General features: G+C 59.7%; 14 protein-coding genes, 2 tRNA genes and 1 pseudogene. 14 read left to right on the forward strand and 3 right to left on the reverse strand.

The features are described from left to right. Nucleotides 1-204: 204 nt before the first annotated feature. The 12 genes from recN (at nucleotide 205) to ACV4UY_RS02795 (ending at nucleotide 11548) form a co-directional block, all read left to right on the forward strand. Nucleotides 205-1893: a DNA repair protein RecN gene (gene recN / locus ACV4UY_RS02740; RefSeq protein ID WP_491606129.1), complete on the forward strand. Its 1689-nt coding sequence runs from the start codon at nucleotides 205-207 to the stop codon at nucleotides 1891-1893. A gap of 202 nt (nucleotides 1894-2095) precedes the next feature. Next, nucleotides 2096-2410: an ATP-dependent Clp protease adapter ClpS gene (clpS, locus tag ACV4UY_RS02745; RefSeq protein WP_420904841.1), complete on the forward strand. Its 315-nt coding sequence runs from the start codon at nucleotides 2096-2098 to the stop codon at nucleotides 2408-2410. A 27-nt stretch (nucleotides 2411-2437) separates the two neighbouring features. Beyond that, nucleotides 2438-4726 carry an ATP-dependent Clp protease ATP-binding subunit ClpA gene (gene clpA / locus ACV4UY_RS02750; protein WP_491606130.1) on the forward strand — a complete coding sequence of 763 codons (2289 nt, stop codon included), beginning with the start codon at nucleotides 2438-2440 and terminating at the stop codon, nucleotides 4724-4726. Between the two features lie 188 nt (nucleotides 4727-4914). Further along, a tRNA-His gene (locus ACV4UY_RS02755) sits at nucleotides 4915-4990 on the forward strand. Nucleotides 4991-5247: 257 nt separating this feature from the next. Next, nucleotides 5248-5330, forward strand: a tRNA-Leu gene (locus ACV4UY_RS02760). Between the two features lie 189 nt (nucleotides 5331-5519). After that, nucleotides 5520-6743, forward strand: coding sequence for a tyrosine-type recombinase/integrase (locus ACV4UY_RS02765; RefSeq protein WP_491606131.1), 1224 nt, complete (start codon nucleotides 5520-5522; stop codon nucleotides 6741-6743). 54 nt (nucleotides 6744-6797) lie between these two features. Next, nucleotides 6798-7088, forward strand: coding sequence for a type II toxin-antitoxin system RelE/ParE family toxin (locus ACV4UY_RS02770; RefSeq protein WP_491606132.1), 291 nt, complete (start codon nucleotides 6798-6800; stop codon nucleotides 7086-7088). Further along, entirely contained in the window at nucleotides 7085-7372 is a 288-nt protein-coding gene (locus ACV4UY_RS02775) for a HigA family addiction module antitoxin (protein WP_491606133.1), read from the forward strand. The genes ACV4UY_RS02770 and ACV4UY_RS02775 overlap by 4 nt, the downstream gene beginning before the upstream one ends. A gap of 92 nt (nucleotides 7373-7464) precedes the next feature. Next, nucleotides 7465-8265, forward strand: coding sequence for a hypothetical protein (locus ACV4UY_RS02780; RefSeq protein ID WP_491606134.1), 801 nt, complete (start codon nucleotides 7465-7467; stop codon nucleotides 8263-8265). A 244-nt stretch (nucleotides 8266-8509) separates the two neighbouring features. Beyond that, complete coding sequence (locus ACV4UY_RS02785; protein WP_491606135.1) at nucleotides 8510-8755, forward strand: helix-turn-helix transcriptional regulator; 246 nt, start codon at nucleotides 8510-8512, stop codon at nucleotides 8753-8755. A 9-nt stretch (nucleotides 8756-8764) separates the two neighbouring features. Continuing rightward, complete coding sequence (locus tag ACV4UY_RS02790; protein WP_491606136.1) at nucleotides 8765-11053, forward strand: AAA family ATPase; 2289 nt, start codon at nucleotides 8765-8767, stop codon at nucleotides 11051-11053. Between the two features lie 174 nt (nucleotides 11054-11227). Then, nucleotides 11228-11548: a hypothetical protein gene (locus ACV4UY_RS02795; protein WP_491606137.1), complete on the forward strand. Its 321-nt coding sequence runs from the start codon at nucleotides 11228-11230 to the stop codon at nucleotides 11546-11548. Nucleotides 11549-11960: 412 nt separating this feature from the next. On the opposite strand, the gene ACV4UY_RS02800 is transcribed toward ACV4UY_RS02795, so the two are convergent. After that, on the reverse strand, nucleotides 11961-12344 hold the full coding sequence (locus ACV4UY_RS02800; protein WP_491606138.1) for a hypothetical protein: 384 nt from the start codon (nucleotides 12342-12344) through the stop codon (nucleotides 11961-11963). A 315-nt stretch (nucleotides 12345-12659) separates the two neighbouring features. On the opposite strand from ACV4UY_RS02800, the gene ACV4UY_RS02805 reads away from it, so the two are divergent. Both ACV4UY_RS02805 and ACV4UY_RS02810 read left to right on the forward strand, forming a co-directional pair. Beyond that, nucleotides 12660-12890 (forward strand): hypothetical protein, encoded by a 231-nt coding sequence (locus tag ACV4UY_RS02805; RefSeq protein ID WP_491606139.1) that lies wholly within the window; start codon nucleotides 12660-12662, stop codon nucleotides 12888-12890. Nucleotides 12891-13492: 602 nt separating this feature from the next. Continuing rightward, nucleotides 13493-13576 carry a hypothetical protein gene (locus tag ACV4UY_RS02810; protein ID WP_491606145.1) on the forward strand — a complete coding sequence of 28 codons (84 nt, stop codon included), beginning with the start codon at nucleotides 13493-13495 and terminating at the stop codon, nucleotides 13574-13576. 56 nt (nucleotides 13577-13632) lie between these two features. Here ACV4UY_RS02810 and ACV4UY_RS02815 read toward each other — a convergent pair whose 3' ends face one another. Together ACV4UY_RS02815 and ACV4UY_RS02820 are read right to left on the reverse strand one after the other, a co-directional pair. Further along, the gene (locus ACV4UY_RS02815) at nucleotides 13633-14262 is read right to left on the reverse strand and encodes a coiled-coil domain-containing protein (RefSeq protein ID WP_491606140.1); all 630 of its coding nucleotides are present in this window, start codon (nucleotides 14260-14262) and stop codon (nucleotides 13633-13635) included. 154 nt (nucleotides 14263-14416) lie between these two features. Further along, nucleotides 14417-14770: pseudogene (locus ACV4UY_RS02820) on the reverse strand (hypothetical protein); the annotation flags it as partial.

Raw genomic sequence — 14770 nt, forward strand, 5'->3', positions numbered from 1 at the left:
CACCCGCGTCATGGGTCGCGGACACTCCGCGCCATCCTTCTCCAAAAGGATCGTACCATGCGGCAAGGCGATCGCCAAGTTTCCCGGCCCTGCCCGCCTTCGAACCACGCTTCCACCCGACAACTTCCTTGCGCTCTGCAATCGGTGGAGTATGGTAGATGACCTGTGACCCCGGTGGGAAACCATCTCAAGAGTGATTCAACCATGTTGCGGCAACTGATCATCGAGAATATCGCGCTCATCGAACGGCTGGAGATCGAATTCGACTCCGGTCTGACCATTCTGACCGGCGAGACCGGCGCCGGCAAATCGATCGTCATCGACGCCCTGGCCCTGACGTTGGGCGCGCGCGCCGACAACGCCCTGATCCGCGCCGATGCCGAGCGTGCCATGGTCACGGCCCATTTTGTCCTGCCGCAAGCCCATCCGGCCCGCGACTGGCTCCGCGAGCAGGCGCTCGTCGGGGACGAGGACGGAGGAGAGCTGTTTTTGCGCCGCACCTTGTCGGCCAACGGTCGCGGCAAGGCGTTCATCAACGAAATTCCGGTGCCGGTGGCGGTTCTGGCGCAACTGGGCGACGGACTCGTGGACATCCACGGTCAGCATGACCATCAATCCCTGCTCCACGCCGCGACCCATCTGACCATTCTGGATGGTTTCGCCCGTCACGACACCGAGTTGGCTCGGGTCGGCGAACTGGCGCACGCCTGGCGCGCGCGTCGGGACACCCTGGAGGAGGTGCGGCGGCGCGCCCGTGATGCCGAACAACGCCGGGCATATCTGGGGCATCAACTCGACGAACTGGAGTCGGCGGCCCCCGGCGAGGGCGAATGGACCCGGCTCGAGCAGCGTCGTTCCCGACTGGCCCATGTGGTCAAGCTGGGGGAGGCGACCTCGGCGGCGCTGGAACTTCTGACCGGCGATGCCCAGGGCGAGGGAGAGGGCGCGGCGCGACTGATTTCGTATGCCGCGGGCGAAATCGAGGGAGGCGCCCGTCTGGATCCGGCTCTGGAGGCCCTGTCCGAACCCTTGCGTTCCTTGCAGTACGAACTGGAGGATCTGGCGGATCGGATCCGCCACTACGCCGATGCCCTGGAGAGCGATCCGAGCGAGTTGATCGAAATCGAGGAGCGGCTCTCCCTGCTGCGCAATCTGGCGCGCAAGCATCGCCGCACGCCGGACGAGTTGCCGGAGTTGGTCGAGACCCTGCGCGCCGAACTCGATGGCCTGGACCGGCTCGACCACGACGAACAACGGCTGGTCGCCGCCCTCGAGGAGACCCGACGCGCGTATGACCAGGCGGCGCGCGCTTTGAGCGCATCCCGCGCGAAAGCCGCGCAAAAATTGACAAAAGAGACCGAGGGCCATCTGCGCCCCTTGGGAATGCAGGCCCGATTCGCCGTCGAATTGCGTCCCGCCGGCGGCGAGCCCCGCGCCACCGGTGCCGAGGATGCGGAGTTCCAGATCAGCGCCAATCCCGGCGAGCCGTTGAAACCGTTGCGACAGGTGGCCTCGGGCGGCGAGATCGCCCGCATCATGCTGGCGCTCAAGACCACGCTGGCCGAGGCGGTGACCATTCCCACCCTGATCTTCGACGAGGTGGATGTGGGGGTTGGCGGTCGCACTGCGGCGGCGATCGGCGCCAAGCTGGCCGAGGTCGCCACCCGACGCCAGACCCTGGCGGTGACCCACTCCCCGCAGGTGGCGGCCTGGGGCGCGCGTCACTTCAAGGTGATCAAGAGCACCCGGCAGGGACGAGCGCGGGTCGAGGTGCGTCCTCTGGACGATGCGGCACGGGTCGAGGAGGTGGCGCGCATGTTGGCCGGCGAGGAGATCACCCCGGCAGCACGCGAAAATGCCCTGACCCTGCTGCGCGGAGCGGGCCACGGGTGAGGCGCGACCCGCTCCATGACCGGGTTGGGCGGATCGCTCGCACCTATTTCTTGGTTCGGGCGGGAGGTTCCCCTTTTTTCGTTGGCCGCGCGGAGATGATTCCGCTAAACTGCGGAATGATTAAACCGATCTTCAGAACCGGGGAGTCTGGTTCTTCCCAGTGGATTGTGAGCATCTGATCGACACCCGGAGCATGAGACTCATGAGTGAGTCCGAATTCAACGCCGATACCCTGCTGCACACGCGCGACAATCAAGGGCTGGAGGAGCCGCCGCTCTTCAAGGTGATCCTCCTCAACGATGACTTCACCCCCATGGAGTTCGTGGTGGATACCCTGATGCGCTTTTTCGACAAGAACCTCGACGAGGCCACGGAGGTGATGCTCAACGTGCATCACAAGGGTTTCGGTGTATGCGGTCTGTTCACCCGCGACATCGCCGAAACCAAGGTCATGCAGGTCAACCGACATGCCCGCATGCACCAGCACCCCCTGAAATGCCGGATGGAAAAAAATTAACCCACGTTTGATCATATGGGATCCTTCATGATCAGCAAGCATCTGGAACTCTCCTTGAATCGCGCCATTCGCGCCGCCAAGCAGCGTCGGCATCAATACGCCACGGTGGAGCATCTGCTGCTCGCCCTGACGGAAAATCCCGAGGTGACCGAAATCCTCTTGCAGGTTGGTTGCAATCTGCGTCAACTCTCCCACGACCTGGAGAGCCACCTGCAAGTGCATGTTCCCACCATCCCGGACGACGCCGACACCCTGGAGATCACCCCGACGGTCGGTTTTCAACGGGTAATCCAGCGCGCGGTCTATCAGGTGCAATCCTCGGGACGCGACATGGTGACCGGCGCCTATGTGCTGGTGGCCATCTTCAGCGAGCAGCAGTCCCACGCGGTCCATTTTCTCAACCGGCAGAACATCAGCCGGCTCGACGTGCAGGCGGCCATCGCCCACGGCATGGAGGGCAAGGGGGCGGACGACGGCGAGGAGGAGGACGCCGAGGAGGCGCGCACCCAGGAAAAACCAGCCGATCCGGGCCCGGCCAAGGATGACCCGTTGGCGCTTTATGCCACCAATTTGACCCAGCTGGCCCGGGACGGAAAGATCGACCCCCTGATCGGTCGCGAGGCGGAGTTGACCCGGACCTTCCAGATCCTGAGCCGGCGTCGCAAGAACAATCCCCTGTATGTCGGCGACGCCGGGGTGGGCAAGACCCATCTGGCCGAGGGACTGGCGTTGCGCATCGCGCGGGGCGACGCCCCGGAACTGCTCGCCGACAGCGTGATCTTTTCGCTGGACATGGGATCGCTGGTGGCCGGCACCAAATTCCGCGGCGACTTCGAGGCGCGTTTGAAGGCGGTGTTGAAACGACTGAGCGAAACCCAGGGCGCGATCCTGTTCATCGACGAGATCCACACGGTGATCGGAGCCGGCGCCACCAGTGGCAGCACCATGGACGCCTCCAATCTGCTGAAACCCTTGCTGGCCAATGGTGAACTGCGCTGCATCGGCTCCACCACCCACGAGGAGTTCCGGGGGGTCTTCGAGAAGGACAAGGCCCTGGCGCGTCGGTTCCAGAAGATCGATCTGGCCGAACCCTCCCTGGAAGAGACGATTCTGATCCTTAAAGGGCTCAAAACCCGCTACGAATCCCACCACGGCATCCGCTACTCCGCGCCGGCAATCCGGGTGGCTGCGGAGTTGTCCCACCGCCACATCCACGATCGCAAACATCCGGATTCGGCCATCGACGTGCTCGACGAAGCGGGCGCCGCCGCACGCATCACCCCCGCCACCAGGCGCAAGAAGGTGATCGGCGTGCGCGAGATCGAGGATGTGGTCGCCCGTATCGCCCGCATCCCACCCCGCACCGTCTCCCACGACGACCGGGAGTTGTTGAAGAACCTGGAGACCAACATTCTGTTGAGTCTGTTCGGTCAGGACAAGGCGGTCACCCAGGTGAGTCAGGCCATCAAGCTCTCCCGCGCCGGATTGGGCAACCCCTTGAAGCCGATCGGCGCTTTCCTTCTGGCCGGTCCCACCGGCGTGGGCAAGACCGAACTGGCCAGGCTGTTGGCCCGTGAACTGGCCGTGGAACTGATCCGTTTCGACATGAGCGAGTACATGGAACGGCACACGGTATCGCGTCTCATCGGCGCCCCGCCCGGCTATGTCGGTTTCGAACAGTCTGGATTGCTCACCGAGGCGGTCACCAAGAATCCCCATGCGGTGCTGCTGTTGGATGAGGTGGAAAAGGCTCATCCGGATGTTTTCAACCTGCTGTTGCAGGTGATGGACCACGGCAGTCTCACCGACAACAACGGTCGGCGCGCCGATTTCCGCAACGTGATCCTGATCATGACCACCAATGCCGGCGCCCACGAACTGGAACGCTCCTCGATCGGTTTCGTCACCCAGGACCATCACGGCGACGAGATGAAGGAGATCAAGCGGCTCTTCTCGCCGGAGTTCCGCAACCGTCTGGATGCCATCGTGCCGTTTGCCCATCTGGAGCAACCGGTGATCCTGCAGGTGACCGAGAAGTTCCTGACCGCCCTGGATCGGGATCTCTCCGGACAACAGGTGAGCCTGTCCGTGGACGAGGATGGCCGCCACTGGCTTGCCGAACATGGTTACGATCGCAAAAATGGTGCCCGTCCCATGGAACGGTTGATCAAGGAGAAGATCCGTCAACCCCTGGCCGACGAACTGTTGTTCGGTCGCCTGCGTCAAGGCGGCAAGGTGCGGGTGCGGGTGGTGGACGGCAAGCTGGATCTGGAAATCGAAGCGCTCGCAGCGGTTGCCCCCGGCGCGGCGACCTGAAGGCCGCGTTTGGCGTCTGCGATCGGATTCTTGCTTTTTTTGACCTTTCCGCCACCGAAACCTTGACTTTCCTGGCGGATGGTCTATGATCAACAGCTTCTGGAAAGCGGAAGGATCCCCTTCCCTGGCGGAAAATGTACGAAAAAAAAGGTCGTCCCGGATCCTGCGGTTTGGGACAGGTCAGCACGGCGGATGTAGCTCAGTTGGCAGAGCCCCGGATTGTGATTCCGGTTGTCGTGGGTTCGAGTCCCATCGTTCGCCCCACTCCCTTTTTATCATGAACTCCCGAAGGGAGGTCCACGGTAAGGGGGGTGAGGAGGTCATTCCCCCCATCTTGCAAGTGATCCCCCAAAAAACGCTGATTCCCGTTCGGTAATGCTTCGTGCCTGGTCGCATCCGATTGGGTCCGCTCCCCGTTGTTCCGGCAAGCAATGTCCGCGCGCTGTTCCACGACGTAAAGAGCACAGAAGACGCTCCCCGCGTCAAACCCGTGGACAAGCTGCCCGATTGCAACCATCCCTGCCCGATTGGTGAAATGGTAGACACGCGGGATTTAGGTTCCCGTGCCTTTGGCGTGAGGGTTCGAGTCCCTTGTCGGGCACCACATTGAGTTCCAAAGAGTTCCAGAACTCTCCAAGAAGCCAGCAAAATTAAACAGTTGCTGGCTTTTTTGTTTCCAAGGGGTTCCAGGGATGTGTATAGACATCCAGGTTTGGCGTGTGTAGAATCGTGTGCAGATCGAGGGTTCGGGCAACCCACTACACACATCCGCCGCAAACCGAGGAAACACGCCATGTCCCTGACCGATGCCAAGTTGCGCACCTTGAGAATCGAACCAACGTCCTCGCCCAAGAGCTTCGCGGATGAGCGCGGTTTGTCCATCCTGGTACAACCAAACGGCTCGAAGTGGTGGCGCTTCCGATATCGTTTCGACGGCAAGCAAAAGCTGTTGGCGCTTGGGACATACCCCGATGTATCCCTTAAGAAAGCACGAGAGAAACGCGACGAGGCACGCCGACTGCTGGCCGAAGGCATCGACCCCAGCGAGCACCGCAAGATCATCAAGACCATGGACAAATCCCGCGAGGCGGATTCGTTCGAGGCCGTGGCGCGGGAGTGGCTCGCCAAGCAAGCCCCATCCTGGACGGAACGGCATGCGCAACGCACCATCCGCCGTCTGGAGGTGGACGTGTTCCCCTGGCTGGGGGCCACCAGGCTCGCCGAGGTGACGGCCAAGGATCTGCTTGCCGTGCTTCGACGCATCGAGGGGCGAGGCGCTTTGGAGACCGCGCACACGATCCACCAGATTTGCGGGCGCGTCTGCCGCTATGGCATTGCCACCATGCGTTGCGAACGCGACCTTGCCGCCGATCTGCGCGGAGCCTTGCCGCCGGTGAAGGTCACCCACCGCGCCAGCATCACCGATCCCAAGGAGATCACCAAACTGTTGCAGACCATCGACGGCTATGAAGGTTCGTTCGTGACTCGCTGCGCCCTGCAACTCGCCCCCCTGCTTTTTGTCCGCCCAGGGGAATTGCGATCCATGGAGTGGGCCGAGATCGATTTTGAAAAGTCGGAATGGCGCATACCGGCGGCCAAGATGAAGATGGGCGAACAGCACATCGTACCTCTGGCGCATCAAGCCGTGGCGATCCTGCACGAACTGCAACCGCTCACGGGAGCCGGGAAGTTCGTATTCCCGTCCCTTCGGAGTCCCTTGCGCTGCATGTCGGAAAACACCGTTCTGGGAGCGCTGCGCCGCTTGGGGTACACCAAGGAGGAGATGACCGGGCATGGTTTCCGAAGCATGGCAAGCACGCTCCTGAACGAACAGGGATGGAATCGCGATGCCATCGAGCGCCAGCTTGCCCACGGGGAACGGGACAAGGTGCGGGCCGCCTACAACTACGCCGAACACCTCCCCGAACGCCGAAAGATGATGCAAGCCTGGGCGGATTACCTGGACCAACTCGCGGGCCGCAACGTGGTAAGGATGCGGACGGCAACAATAAAATAACCGGAACGCTCAATTCGATTTGCAATTATACGCTGAACGTATCATGATGCACCCATGATCAAGAGCTTCCGAGACAAGCAGACAGAGCGGTTCAACAATGGTGAACGGGTGGCGCGATTCGAGGCGGTTGGGAATGTGGCGTTCCGTAAACTGGATATGCTTGCTGCTGCACACTCTTTGGAGGACTTGCGGAAGCCACCCAATAACCGCTTGGAGGCGCTGAAAGGGGATCGTTACGGCCAATTCAGTATCCGAATCAACGATCAATTCCGCATCTGTTTTGAGTGGCGAGACGGGCATGCCTTCAACGTCGAAATTGTGGATTACCACGGAGGGAAGTCATGAGAGTCAGGGTTCATCCAGGGGAAGTACTGCGCGAGGAATTCATGATTCCCCATAATTTGAGTGCCAACGCGCTGGCCGTCAAGCTGCACGTTCCAACCACAAGGATTGGAGCCATCATTCATGAACGACGCGGCATCACGGCAGATACCGCGATTCGCTTGTCGCGATTTTTCGGCACAACGCCTGAATTTTGGATGAACCTACAAACACAGCATGACCTGTCCGTCATGCTGCAAAAGATCGGCGATGAGGTGACGCGCAAGGTCTGCGCTCTGACCGCCTGACAAGATGCCCGGCCTACCCCGACGGGGGGAAAAGTGGACTCCTCTTCCACCTGTCCGGGCAAATTCTTGAGGACGCCTGAGGAGGCGACCACATGAACATATCACCCGATGAGATCATCCGCCGGATTCAGGAAAAGCAAGAGCATCAGAGAATCGAACGCTTGAACTGGCCGGAGTTGGTAGCATTCCTCCTGGAAGCAACCGACCTGGACAATTATGGCGATGCGGTGACCTTGTTGGAAGCCCTCGACCTTTGGCAGCTTGAATATGACTGGATAGGCAGAGGTTATCACGTGACTGATGAGGGGGATATCCTATACCGCCATCGGGCACCACATGTGAGTGGTCACATGGTGATAAGTCTTATCCAAGATGCCGGATGTGGAGGAAGCGCCAAAGTCTTGCTGGAGCGTTATTATAACAGTCTGATGTGGCCGAGCCATGCGGCTGAATTTGTTGCGTCCACCTACGGATGGCCCCTTGAGAAAACAAAATTAGTCATCGAACCCCTTCTTACCGCCCAATGGAAGAGTCCGGACCTGCCAAGCTACACCATGTTGTTCTGTTGGAAGCTGCACGATACAACCGGGCACTATGATGATTCATTATGGATCGATGATCTGCGGTTACGACTGCTCGCGGAAGGATTGCCAGAACCATTCCCTCAATGGTGGCCGCCCGCACATGAGGTGATCAACGCCCCAGCGTCAACTCCAATGCCGGAGGGGGCCAGCGATGAGCGGTTCACGGATGCGACACAATCCCAAAAGCCTGTTTCGTTCCCTGGGCGTCCGTCCGTCATATCGCAAGTGGAAAAGGAGATGAGGAGACGCGCGAAAGATGGGGAGATGTTCGCAAAACTTTCCCATGAATCCGAGTATTTGGCGCGGTAGGCAAAGTCCGCAATTTCAGCACAAACGCCAACCGCCAAAGCCATTGAAAACGCCTTGCGCAGTCCATACAAAGAGTTGAATAAAGGTGAAAGAGCAACTTCAACCCCCGAAATACCCCCCGAAATACCCCCCGAAATACCCCCCGAAATTATTTGACATAGGGTAATTTCGGGTTGTGGACAACTCCAAAAACATTCGCACAATAGAGAGCCATCTTTCCAACATCCTGTAAAGGTGAACGAAAATGGCCATTAAATCTCAACCGCTTCAAACCAAATCCCCGTCAATCCCCGCCCCCACCACCAAGACCACCGACCGGTTTTTGCGCTTTCCCGAAGTCAAGGAGAGGACCGGCTTGCCCATCTCAACCGTGTACGATTGGATGAACAAGGGGCTGTTTCCACAAGCGCGCCAGCTTGGGCCGCGTAACGTCGCGTGGAGCGAAAGCGAAGTCGTTGCCTGGATGGCTTCGCGCCCGACTTGTCAGTGAGGCCGCGACATGGACGCAACTCGACAAAAAAGCCGCCCGGCGGGCAAACCGGGCGGCTCAAAATCAGGGACGCGCGAGAATTTTACCGCGTCTGGCCGGCCAGGACAACCCCCTTCCCTGAAGGAAATTGAGTCGGCGCTTTTCGCGCTCGATCCGGGGGGCGACCGCCAGAGCTGGTTCCAGATCGGCGCGGCGCTCAAGGATGGGCTGGGCGACACGGAGGGGTTTTCCCTGTTCGACTCTTGGAGCCGAGGTGGCGGGAACTACAACCAGGCCGATTGCCGTGACTGCTGGCGCTCGATCAAACCGGGGGGTGGGGTCACGATCCGAACCCTGTTTGGTCTGGCGCGGGATGTCGGGTGGAGTTGGGAGCCGGACCGCGCCCGCGCCCCGACGAGGCCGCCGAGGTCCGCACCGAGGCCGGATCCGCGACACGACGAGCCCCCCAACTGGATGGACGACGTACCGCCGCCGGACGACTGCGACGAGCCAGGAGGCGAGGCGAGCCAACCAGGCAGGGAATCCCCTCGCCTCGATCCTGAATCGATCTGGGCGAACTGCCAGACCACCAAGCCACGACACCCCTATGAAGATCGCAAGGGCATCTCCCTGCCTGGAGCGCGCCTTTACAAGGGGGCGTTGCGAATCGCTGGCATGAGTTGTGACAACGCGCTTGTCATTGATCTACGCGACGGGGATGGCGCGTTGACGAACGTGCAATTCATCGCTGCCGACGGACAGAAGCGGTTTCTCCCAGGCTGTCCAAAAAAGGGAATGTCCCACACCCTGGGAGGCCAGACTGGAACCGTCCTGATCGGCGAAGGGGCGGCCACTTCTGCCAGTCTTTTTGAGGCGACCGGATACATGACCATTGCGGCGCTCGATGCCGGGAACCTGCGCCCGGTGGCAGAGACGATCCGCGCGGCGCATCCTGAGGCAACCATCATCATGTGCGCCGACGACGACACGCACCTTGCGGCCAACCCTGGGCGGACCAAGGCCGAAGCGGCGGCGCGAGCCATCGGCGGCTTGCTGGCGCTACCGAACTTCGGGCCGGATCGACCGGAGGGGGTGACCGACTTCAATGATTTGGCAATGCTCCATGGACTCAAGGCGGTGCAGCTCGATATCGAGGCGGCGGAACCGGTTGGATCGGAGGGTGGTGAAGATGCCGAGGCCGAGGCGAGCGCGCTGGAGCCTGACGAACAAGTCACGCTCGATTCCCACCTGATCGATTTCAGCTTGGCAGTTGACCCGACCGACGAACCGACATTCGCCGTTGACCGGATCTTGCCGCACGGCGAGGTGGCGTTGCTTTCTGCACACGGCGGGAGCGGAAAATCTTATGTCGCGCTCCTGCTCGCCGCCTTCGTCACGGTTGGAAAAGCGTTTGGACCTTTTCACACAAGGCCGCGGGCAGTGCTGTTCATCAGTGCCGAAGACCCTGGGAGAACCCTGCGGCATCGGCTGCGACGCATCTGCCGCGCGCATGGCATCGACACGGAAGAGCTGCGCGACCGACTGCATTTGCTGGACCTCTCCGACATGGATGCCGCGCTCCATCGTACCGTCCAGCAACGGTGCCTACCAACCCGGACGCTCGATCAGATTGCCGAAATGGTTCAACGACTCGATCCGGGGTTGGTGATCCTGGACAATGCCTCGGACGTTTTCGACGGCGACGAGATCAAACGAGCGCATGTACGCGGATTCCTGCGGGATATCCGCTCGCGTCTGGCTGGACCGACCCGCGCTGTCTTGCTGTTGGGGCACGTCTCAAAACCGGCGGCCATCGCGAAGACCGCACAAGATTTTTCAGGTTCGACCGCTTGGCACAACAGCGTGAGGTCACGTTTAAGCCTGATCCCCAGCAAAGGCGGTTCGATGACCATTGAGCATCAGAAATCGAACTTCGGACCTTTGGCCGATCCGATCCATCTGCACTGGCGCGCGGACGGGGTGCCGGTGTTCGGGAGCGGTGCCGGCCAGGAAAGCGCGACGGACGAAACCGAGGTGCGGCATGCGCTGGTGGACATCATCGGCGCGTTTGATCTTCGAGGGGAAAGGTTGCCGACGGCAACGACCGGGCCAGCAACGTCGTTCAAGTTGATGAAAGACGCTCCAGGGTTTCCGGAGAGTCTCGACCCCGAACGGTTCGTTCGGATCATGCGTGAACTTGAACGTGATCAGGTGATTTTTCGTTCCATGGTCCGGACCGCCGATTACAAACTCAAGGAGGGTTTTACCGTTCGCCGTCCAGGATCGGGACCGACACCCGATCAGAACGGGGGGTTCTGATGGCCATTTTCTTCCGCCAATCGAATCTTCCGCCAATCCCCCTTATACCCCCTCGCCATTGGCGGAAGGTCTGGCGACCCCGCCTTGGCCATGCGTCCGCCAGTCATTGGCGGAAGTATTGGCGGATTGGCGGAAGGTTTGGATTCGGCTACGTCCTGGACGGAGGGGTGAGCCATGACCAAACCTTGGGGTGATTTTTTCGGACACGCCGCACGGGAGTGCGACGACTGCGGCAGATCCTTCTACCCGAAGCAGGGATGGGAGCGGATCTGTTACCCATGCTGGCGCAAATCCAAGGACGAGCAAGGATCCGCCAGCCACGGGCCACAAGTGACCATCATGGCCGACCCGCGATTGCCGACGGTGGACGAGTGGGCAGGCATGATGATGCGTCTGATCAAGTTGACGCACCCGGACAAGCACAACAATTCGCCGGAGTCAAATCGCGTCACGCAATGGCTCTTGGATCAACGCGAACGGCTGCCCCCCGGATAATTCCGGGTCCTCCTGGAGAGTGACGCGGCGCGGGTAAATTCGAACCCCGGCGGGCCGCTACTGTCAGGGGGGAAATCGGGTGAACACCCTGGTGAACACCCGGTGAGGTGAACACCCAGGTGAACGGGCAAACCGGGCGCGGGAAGGCCGGTTGGATCTCTGGAACGCTCAAGCCAGGGACCGCGTACCCCGCCAAACTCTTGTGAGCGCGGAATTCGGATTTTTGTCAAAGCTGTCAGCACTCCGCACCAGAAGCCCCAGGAGCGCGTTTTCCTGGTTGGACGTACACCCATCATCCACCCAAGCAGCAACGCGCTGTAGCGATTTCTTGTAAGTCAGCGAATCGGCAATTTCGCGCCGGAGGTGGAACGGGATTCGCGGTTGCGGAAGCGGGGATGATTTCCAGGTGATATCACCGCGCCGGGGTTGGAGCAGGAAGGCGCATCTCCTGGGCGGGCGGGGTTTGATAGACTGGCGCGGGGGGCTGGTTCATCTTCATGACGGCGAACATGGCACCGATGATCAAGGCGGTTTGCGCGGCGAACATTCCGGCGGTCCACTTGATGGTATCGGCCTTGGCGGCTTCGATCTTGGCTTCAAGTTCCTTGATGTCGCGCTCAAGACGCAAAATGTCACCTTTCGTGGCCAGCTCTTGGAGTCTGGTTGCCTCTACCTTCTGAAATGCGTCCGAAAGTGCTTCAGCCTGGGCTTCGGCTTGCGGCGAGGGCACCCCGGCAGTTTCCAGCTTTTTCACAAAGGCCAGCGTATCAAACGGAATGGCAATGGCGCTGCTCATGGCGTTTCCTCCTGGATGAGATCTTCCAAAATACTCTAACCGATTCTAACTGGTTCCGTCCACGAGAATCCTTGACCCAGGCCACGGCCTGATTCACGTTGCATCCACGGGGCTGAACACCCCTACAGAAGCGGATCCGCACCCGTCAGACCCTGCGGATTTTTTGTGCCCTGAGATCGTCACGGTTCGCACCGTTGCGTCATCGTGGCCGGGTGGGAGCGAATACAATACCCCGCAAGGGGAAATCAACTCGCCGTCTTCTGTCGGTGTTCAACACCCGGTCCATCCACCTTCCCTGAACAGGAGACAGAAGCCATGACCGAAAATCCCTTCATCGAATGCAACTCCCCCATAGACACCATTGGCCGAGTCCGAAATGTCCTGACCATGGTTCGCGACATCGTAGGCGTGGATGGTTTCCACGACAACATTGACTCTCGGAACCCGGACGCAGCGAAAGGGTTGTTCTGGATTCTTGTAGGGGTCGAGGACGCCTTGAAGTACGCGGTGGAGTTGATGCAGAAGTCCCACGCCAGCCAGGGTTGATGCTGGCGCGAAGACCATGCATACGGCTGCCAGGGAAGGCGGCATTCTCAAGGAGGTGATCGGGGCGGGGCGTGATCCCGATTTTGTGGGCCAAATGTTCCCGCATCAGGAGCGGCATTCACCCTGGATGGGGACAAAATCGGAGGTGTTGGCTTTTTGACAAAAAATGCAGCAAAATTTTTTGTGTGTAGAATCGTGTGTAGTTTGAATGTAGAGTTACATTTAATCGTTCAGATTCAAACAATTGCCGATAAATGTGAATCCCTTGTCGTCCGTAAACTTCCGCACTCGTCCGCAAATCTCATAAAATCAACAAGAAGCGGCTTCCCATCTTCCGCACCATTCCGCATTTGTCCGCTTGCATCCGCGAATTTTGTTGGTATCCTTGTTGGTATCGAGTCTGAGTTTTGATCGTTCAGCATGACGATACCAACAAGGATACCAACATGCCTCTCACGGAAATTGCCCTCAAACAGACAAAACCTTCTGAATGAACCAAAAAAAAATTCAGATGGTGGCGGATTGTATCTGCACATAACCGTTGCCGGATCGAGCTATGGAGGCTTGCTTACCGATTTGGTTCCAAGCAAAAAGTCCTCGCTCTGGGAGCCTATCCGGAGGTTTCACTCAAAGCCGCTCGGAGAAGCAGAGAGGAGAAGCAGAGAGGATGCCAAGGCCCTCATTGAGCAGGGGGCTGGCCTTTGTGAATTCACCCAGGAGGCCGCACGCCTTCCGGGGGGGGTCACCTCCCCGGCGCTGGAATCGCCTGTGGGGGCTGAGGAGGGGCGGGAATGGGCATTGCCTGGGTGGCGGGTGCGACGTACTGAACCGGGAGCGGCCAGGCACGCATGAGGCCGAACAGCAAGCCGATGCCGCCAATGATCATGGCGCCCATTTTGATCACCATGCGGAGTTCCAGTTCTTTGAGCCGGGTTTCGGTTTTGGCGTCCAGTTCCTTGATGTCTCGTTGCAGATCGGCCTTGGTGGCTGCGGTTTTGGCGTCCAGTTCCTTGATATCTCGTTGCAGATCGGCCTTGGTGGCTTCGATATCTCGTTGCAGATCGGCCTTGGTGGCTTCGATATCCCGTTGCAGATCGGCCTTGGTGGCTTCGATCTTGGCATCCAGTTCTTTGATATCCCGTTGCAGATCGGCCTTGATGGCTTCGATCTTGGCATCCAGCTCTTTGATATCCCGTTGCAACTCCACCACATGCACATCCATCTTGGCTACATCCGCCTTGGTGGAGAGCTGATATCCGAGGATATCGGTCAACAGATTCACCTGCGTTTCGGCCTGCTCTTCCGTGAAACCGGTAGCGATCATCTGCTTGACGAATTTGTGGGTGTCGAAGGCGGCGGCAAGAGCGGACATGGCGTTTCCTCCTGGTTGAAATCTTCCAGAATACTCTATCCGATTCCATCTGGTTCCGTCCACGAGAATCCTTGACCTCGGCCACGGCCTGATCCGCCGCACCATCGAGCGTGCGGTCAGGCGGGCGGGACGGATCGCGGAGGAGGTGAAGGAGTCACCTTCCCCCCGGCGCTGGAATCGCCTGTGGGGGCTGAGGAGGGGCGGGAATGGGCATTGCCTGGGTGGCGGGTGCGACGTACTGAACCGGGAGCGGCCAGGCACGCATGAGGCCGAACAGCAAGCCGATGCCGCCAATGATCATGGCGCCCATTTTGATCACCATGCGGAGTTCCAGTTCTTTGAGCCGGGTTTCGGTTTTGGCGTCCAGTTCCTTGATGTCTCGTTGCAGATCGGCCTTGGTGGCTTCGATCTTGGCATCCAGCTCTTTGATATCCCGTTGCAGATCGGCCTTGGTGGCTTCGATCTTGGCATCCAGCTCTTTGATATCCCGTTGCAACTCCACCACATG

The organism is Candidatus Magnetaquiglobus sp., from assembly GCF_058402785.1.

What these genes read in the sequence shown, in the direction of transcription:
- ACV4UY_RS02780 (WP_491606134.1), top strand. Translation starts at nt 7,465, where the DNA reads ATGAACATATCACCCGATGAGATCATCCGCCGGATTCAGGAAAAGCAA.
- clpA (WP_491606130.1), top strand. Translation starts at nt 2,438, where the DNA reads ATGATCAGCAAGCATCTGGAACTCTCCTTGAATCGCGCCATTCGCGCC.
- ACV4UY_RS02785 (WP_491606135.1), top strand. Translation starts at nt 8,510, where the DNA reads ATGGCCATTAAATCTCAACCGCTTCAAACCAAATCCCCGTCAATCCCC.
- recN (WP_491606129.1), top strand. Translation starts at nt 205, where the DNA reads ATGTTGCGGCAACTGATCATCGAGAATATCGCGCTCATCGAACGGCTG.
- ACV4UY_RS02790 (WP_491606136.1), top strand. Translation starts at nt 8,765, where the DNA reads ATGGACGCAACTCGACAAAAAAGCCGCCCGGCGGGCAAACCGGGCGGC.
- ACV4UY_RS02770 (WP_491606132.1), top strand. Translation starts at nt 6,798, where the DNA reads ATGATCAAGAGCTTCCGAGACAAGCAGACAGAGCGGTTCAACAATGGT.
- ACV4UY_RS02775 (WP_491606133.1), top strand. Translation starts at nt 7,085, where the DNA reads ATGAGAGTCAGGGTTCATCCAGGGGAAGTACTGCGCGAGGAATTCATG.
- ACV4UY_RS02815 (WP_491606140.1), bottom strand. Translation starts at nt 14,262, where the DNA reads ATGTCCGCTCTTGCCGCCGCCTTCGACACCCACAAATTCGTCAAGCAG.
- ACV4UY_RS02805 (WP_491606139.1), top strand. Translation starts at nt 12,660, where the DNA reads ATGACCGAAAATCCCTTCATCGAATGCAACTCCCCCATAGACACCATT.
- ACV4UY_RS02765 (WP_491606131.1), top strand. Translation starts at nt 5,520, where the DNA reads ATGTCCCTGACCGATGCCAAGTTGCGCACCTTGAGAATCGAACCAACG.
- clpS (WP_420904841.1), top strand. Translation starts at nt 2,096, where the DNA reads ATGAGTGAGTCCGAATTCAACGCCGATACCCTGCTGCACACGCGCGAC.
- ACV4UY_RS02800 (WP_491606138.1), bottom strand. Translation starts at nt 12,344, where the DNA reads ATGAGCAGCGCCATTGCCATTCCGTTTGATACGCTGGCCTTTGTGAAA.
- ACV4UY_RS02795 (WP_491606137.1), top strand. Translation starts at nt 11,228, where the DNA reads ATGACCAAACCTTGGGGTGATTTTTTCGGACACGCCGCACGGGAGTGC.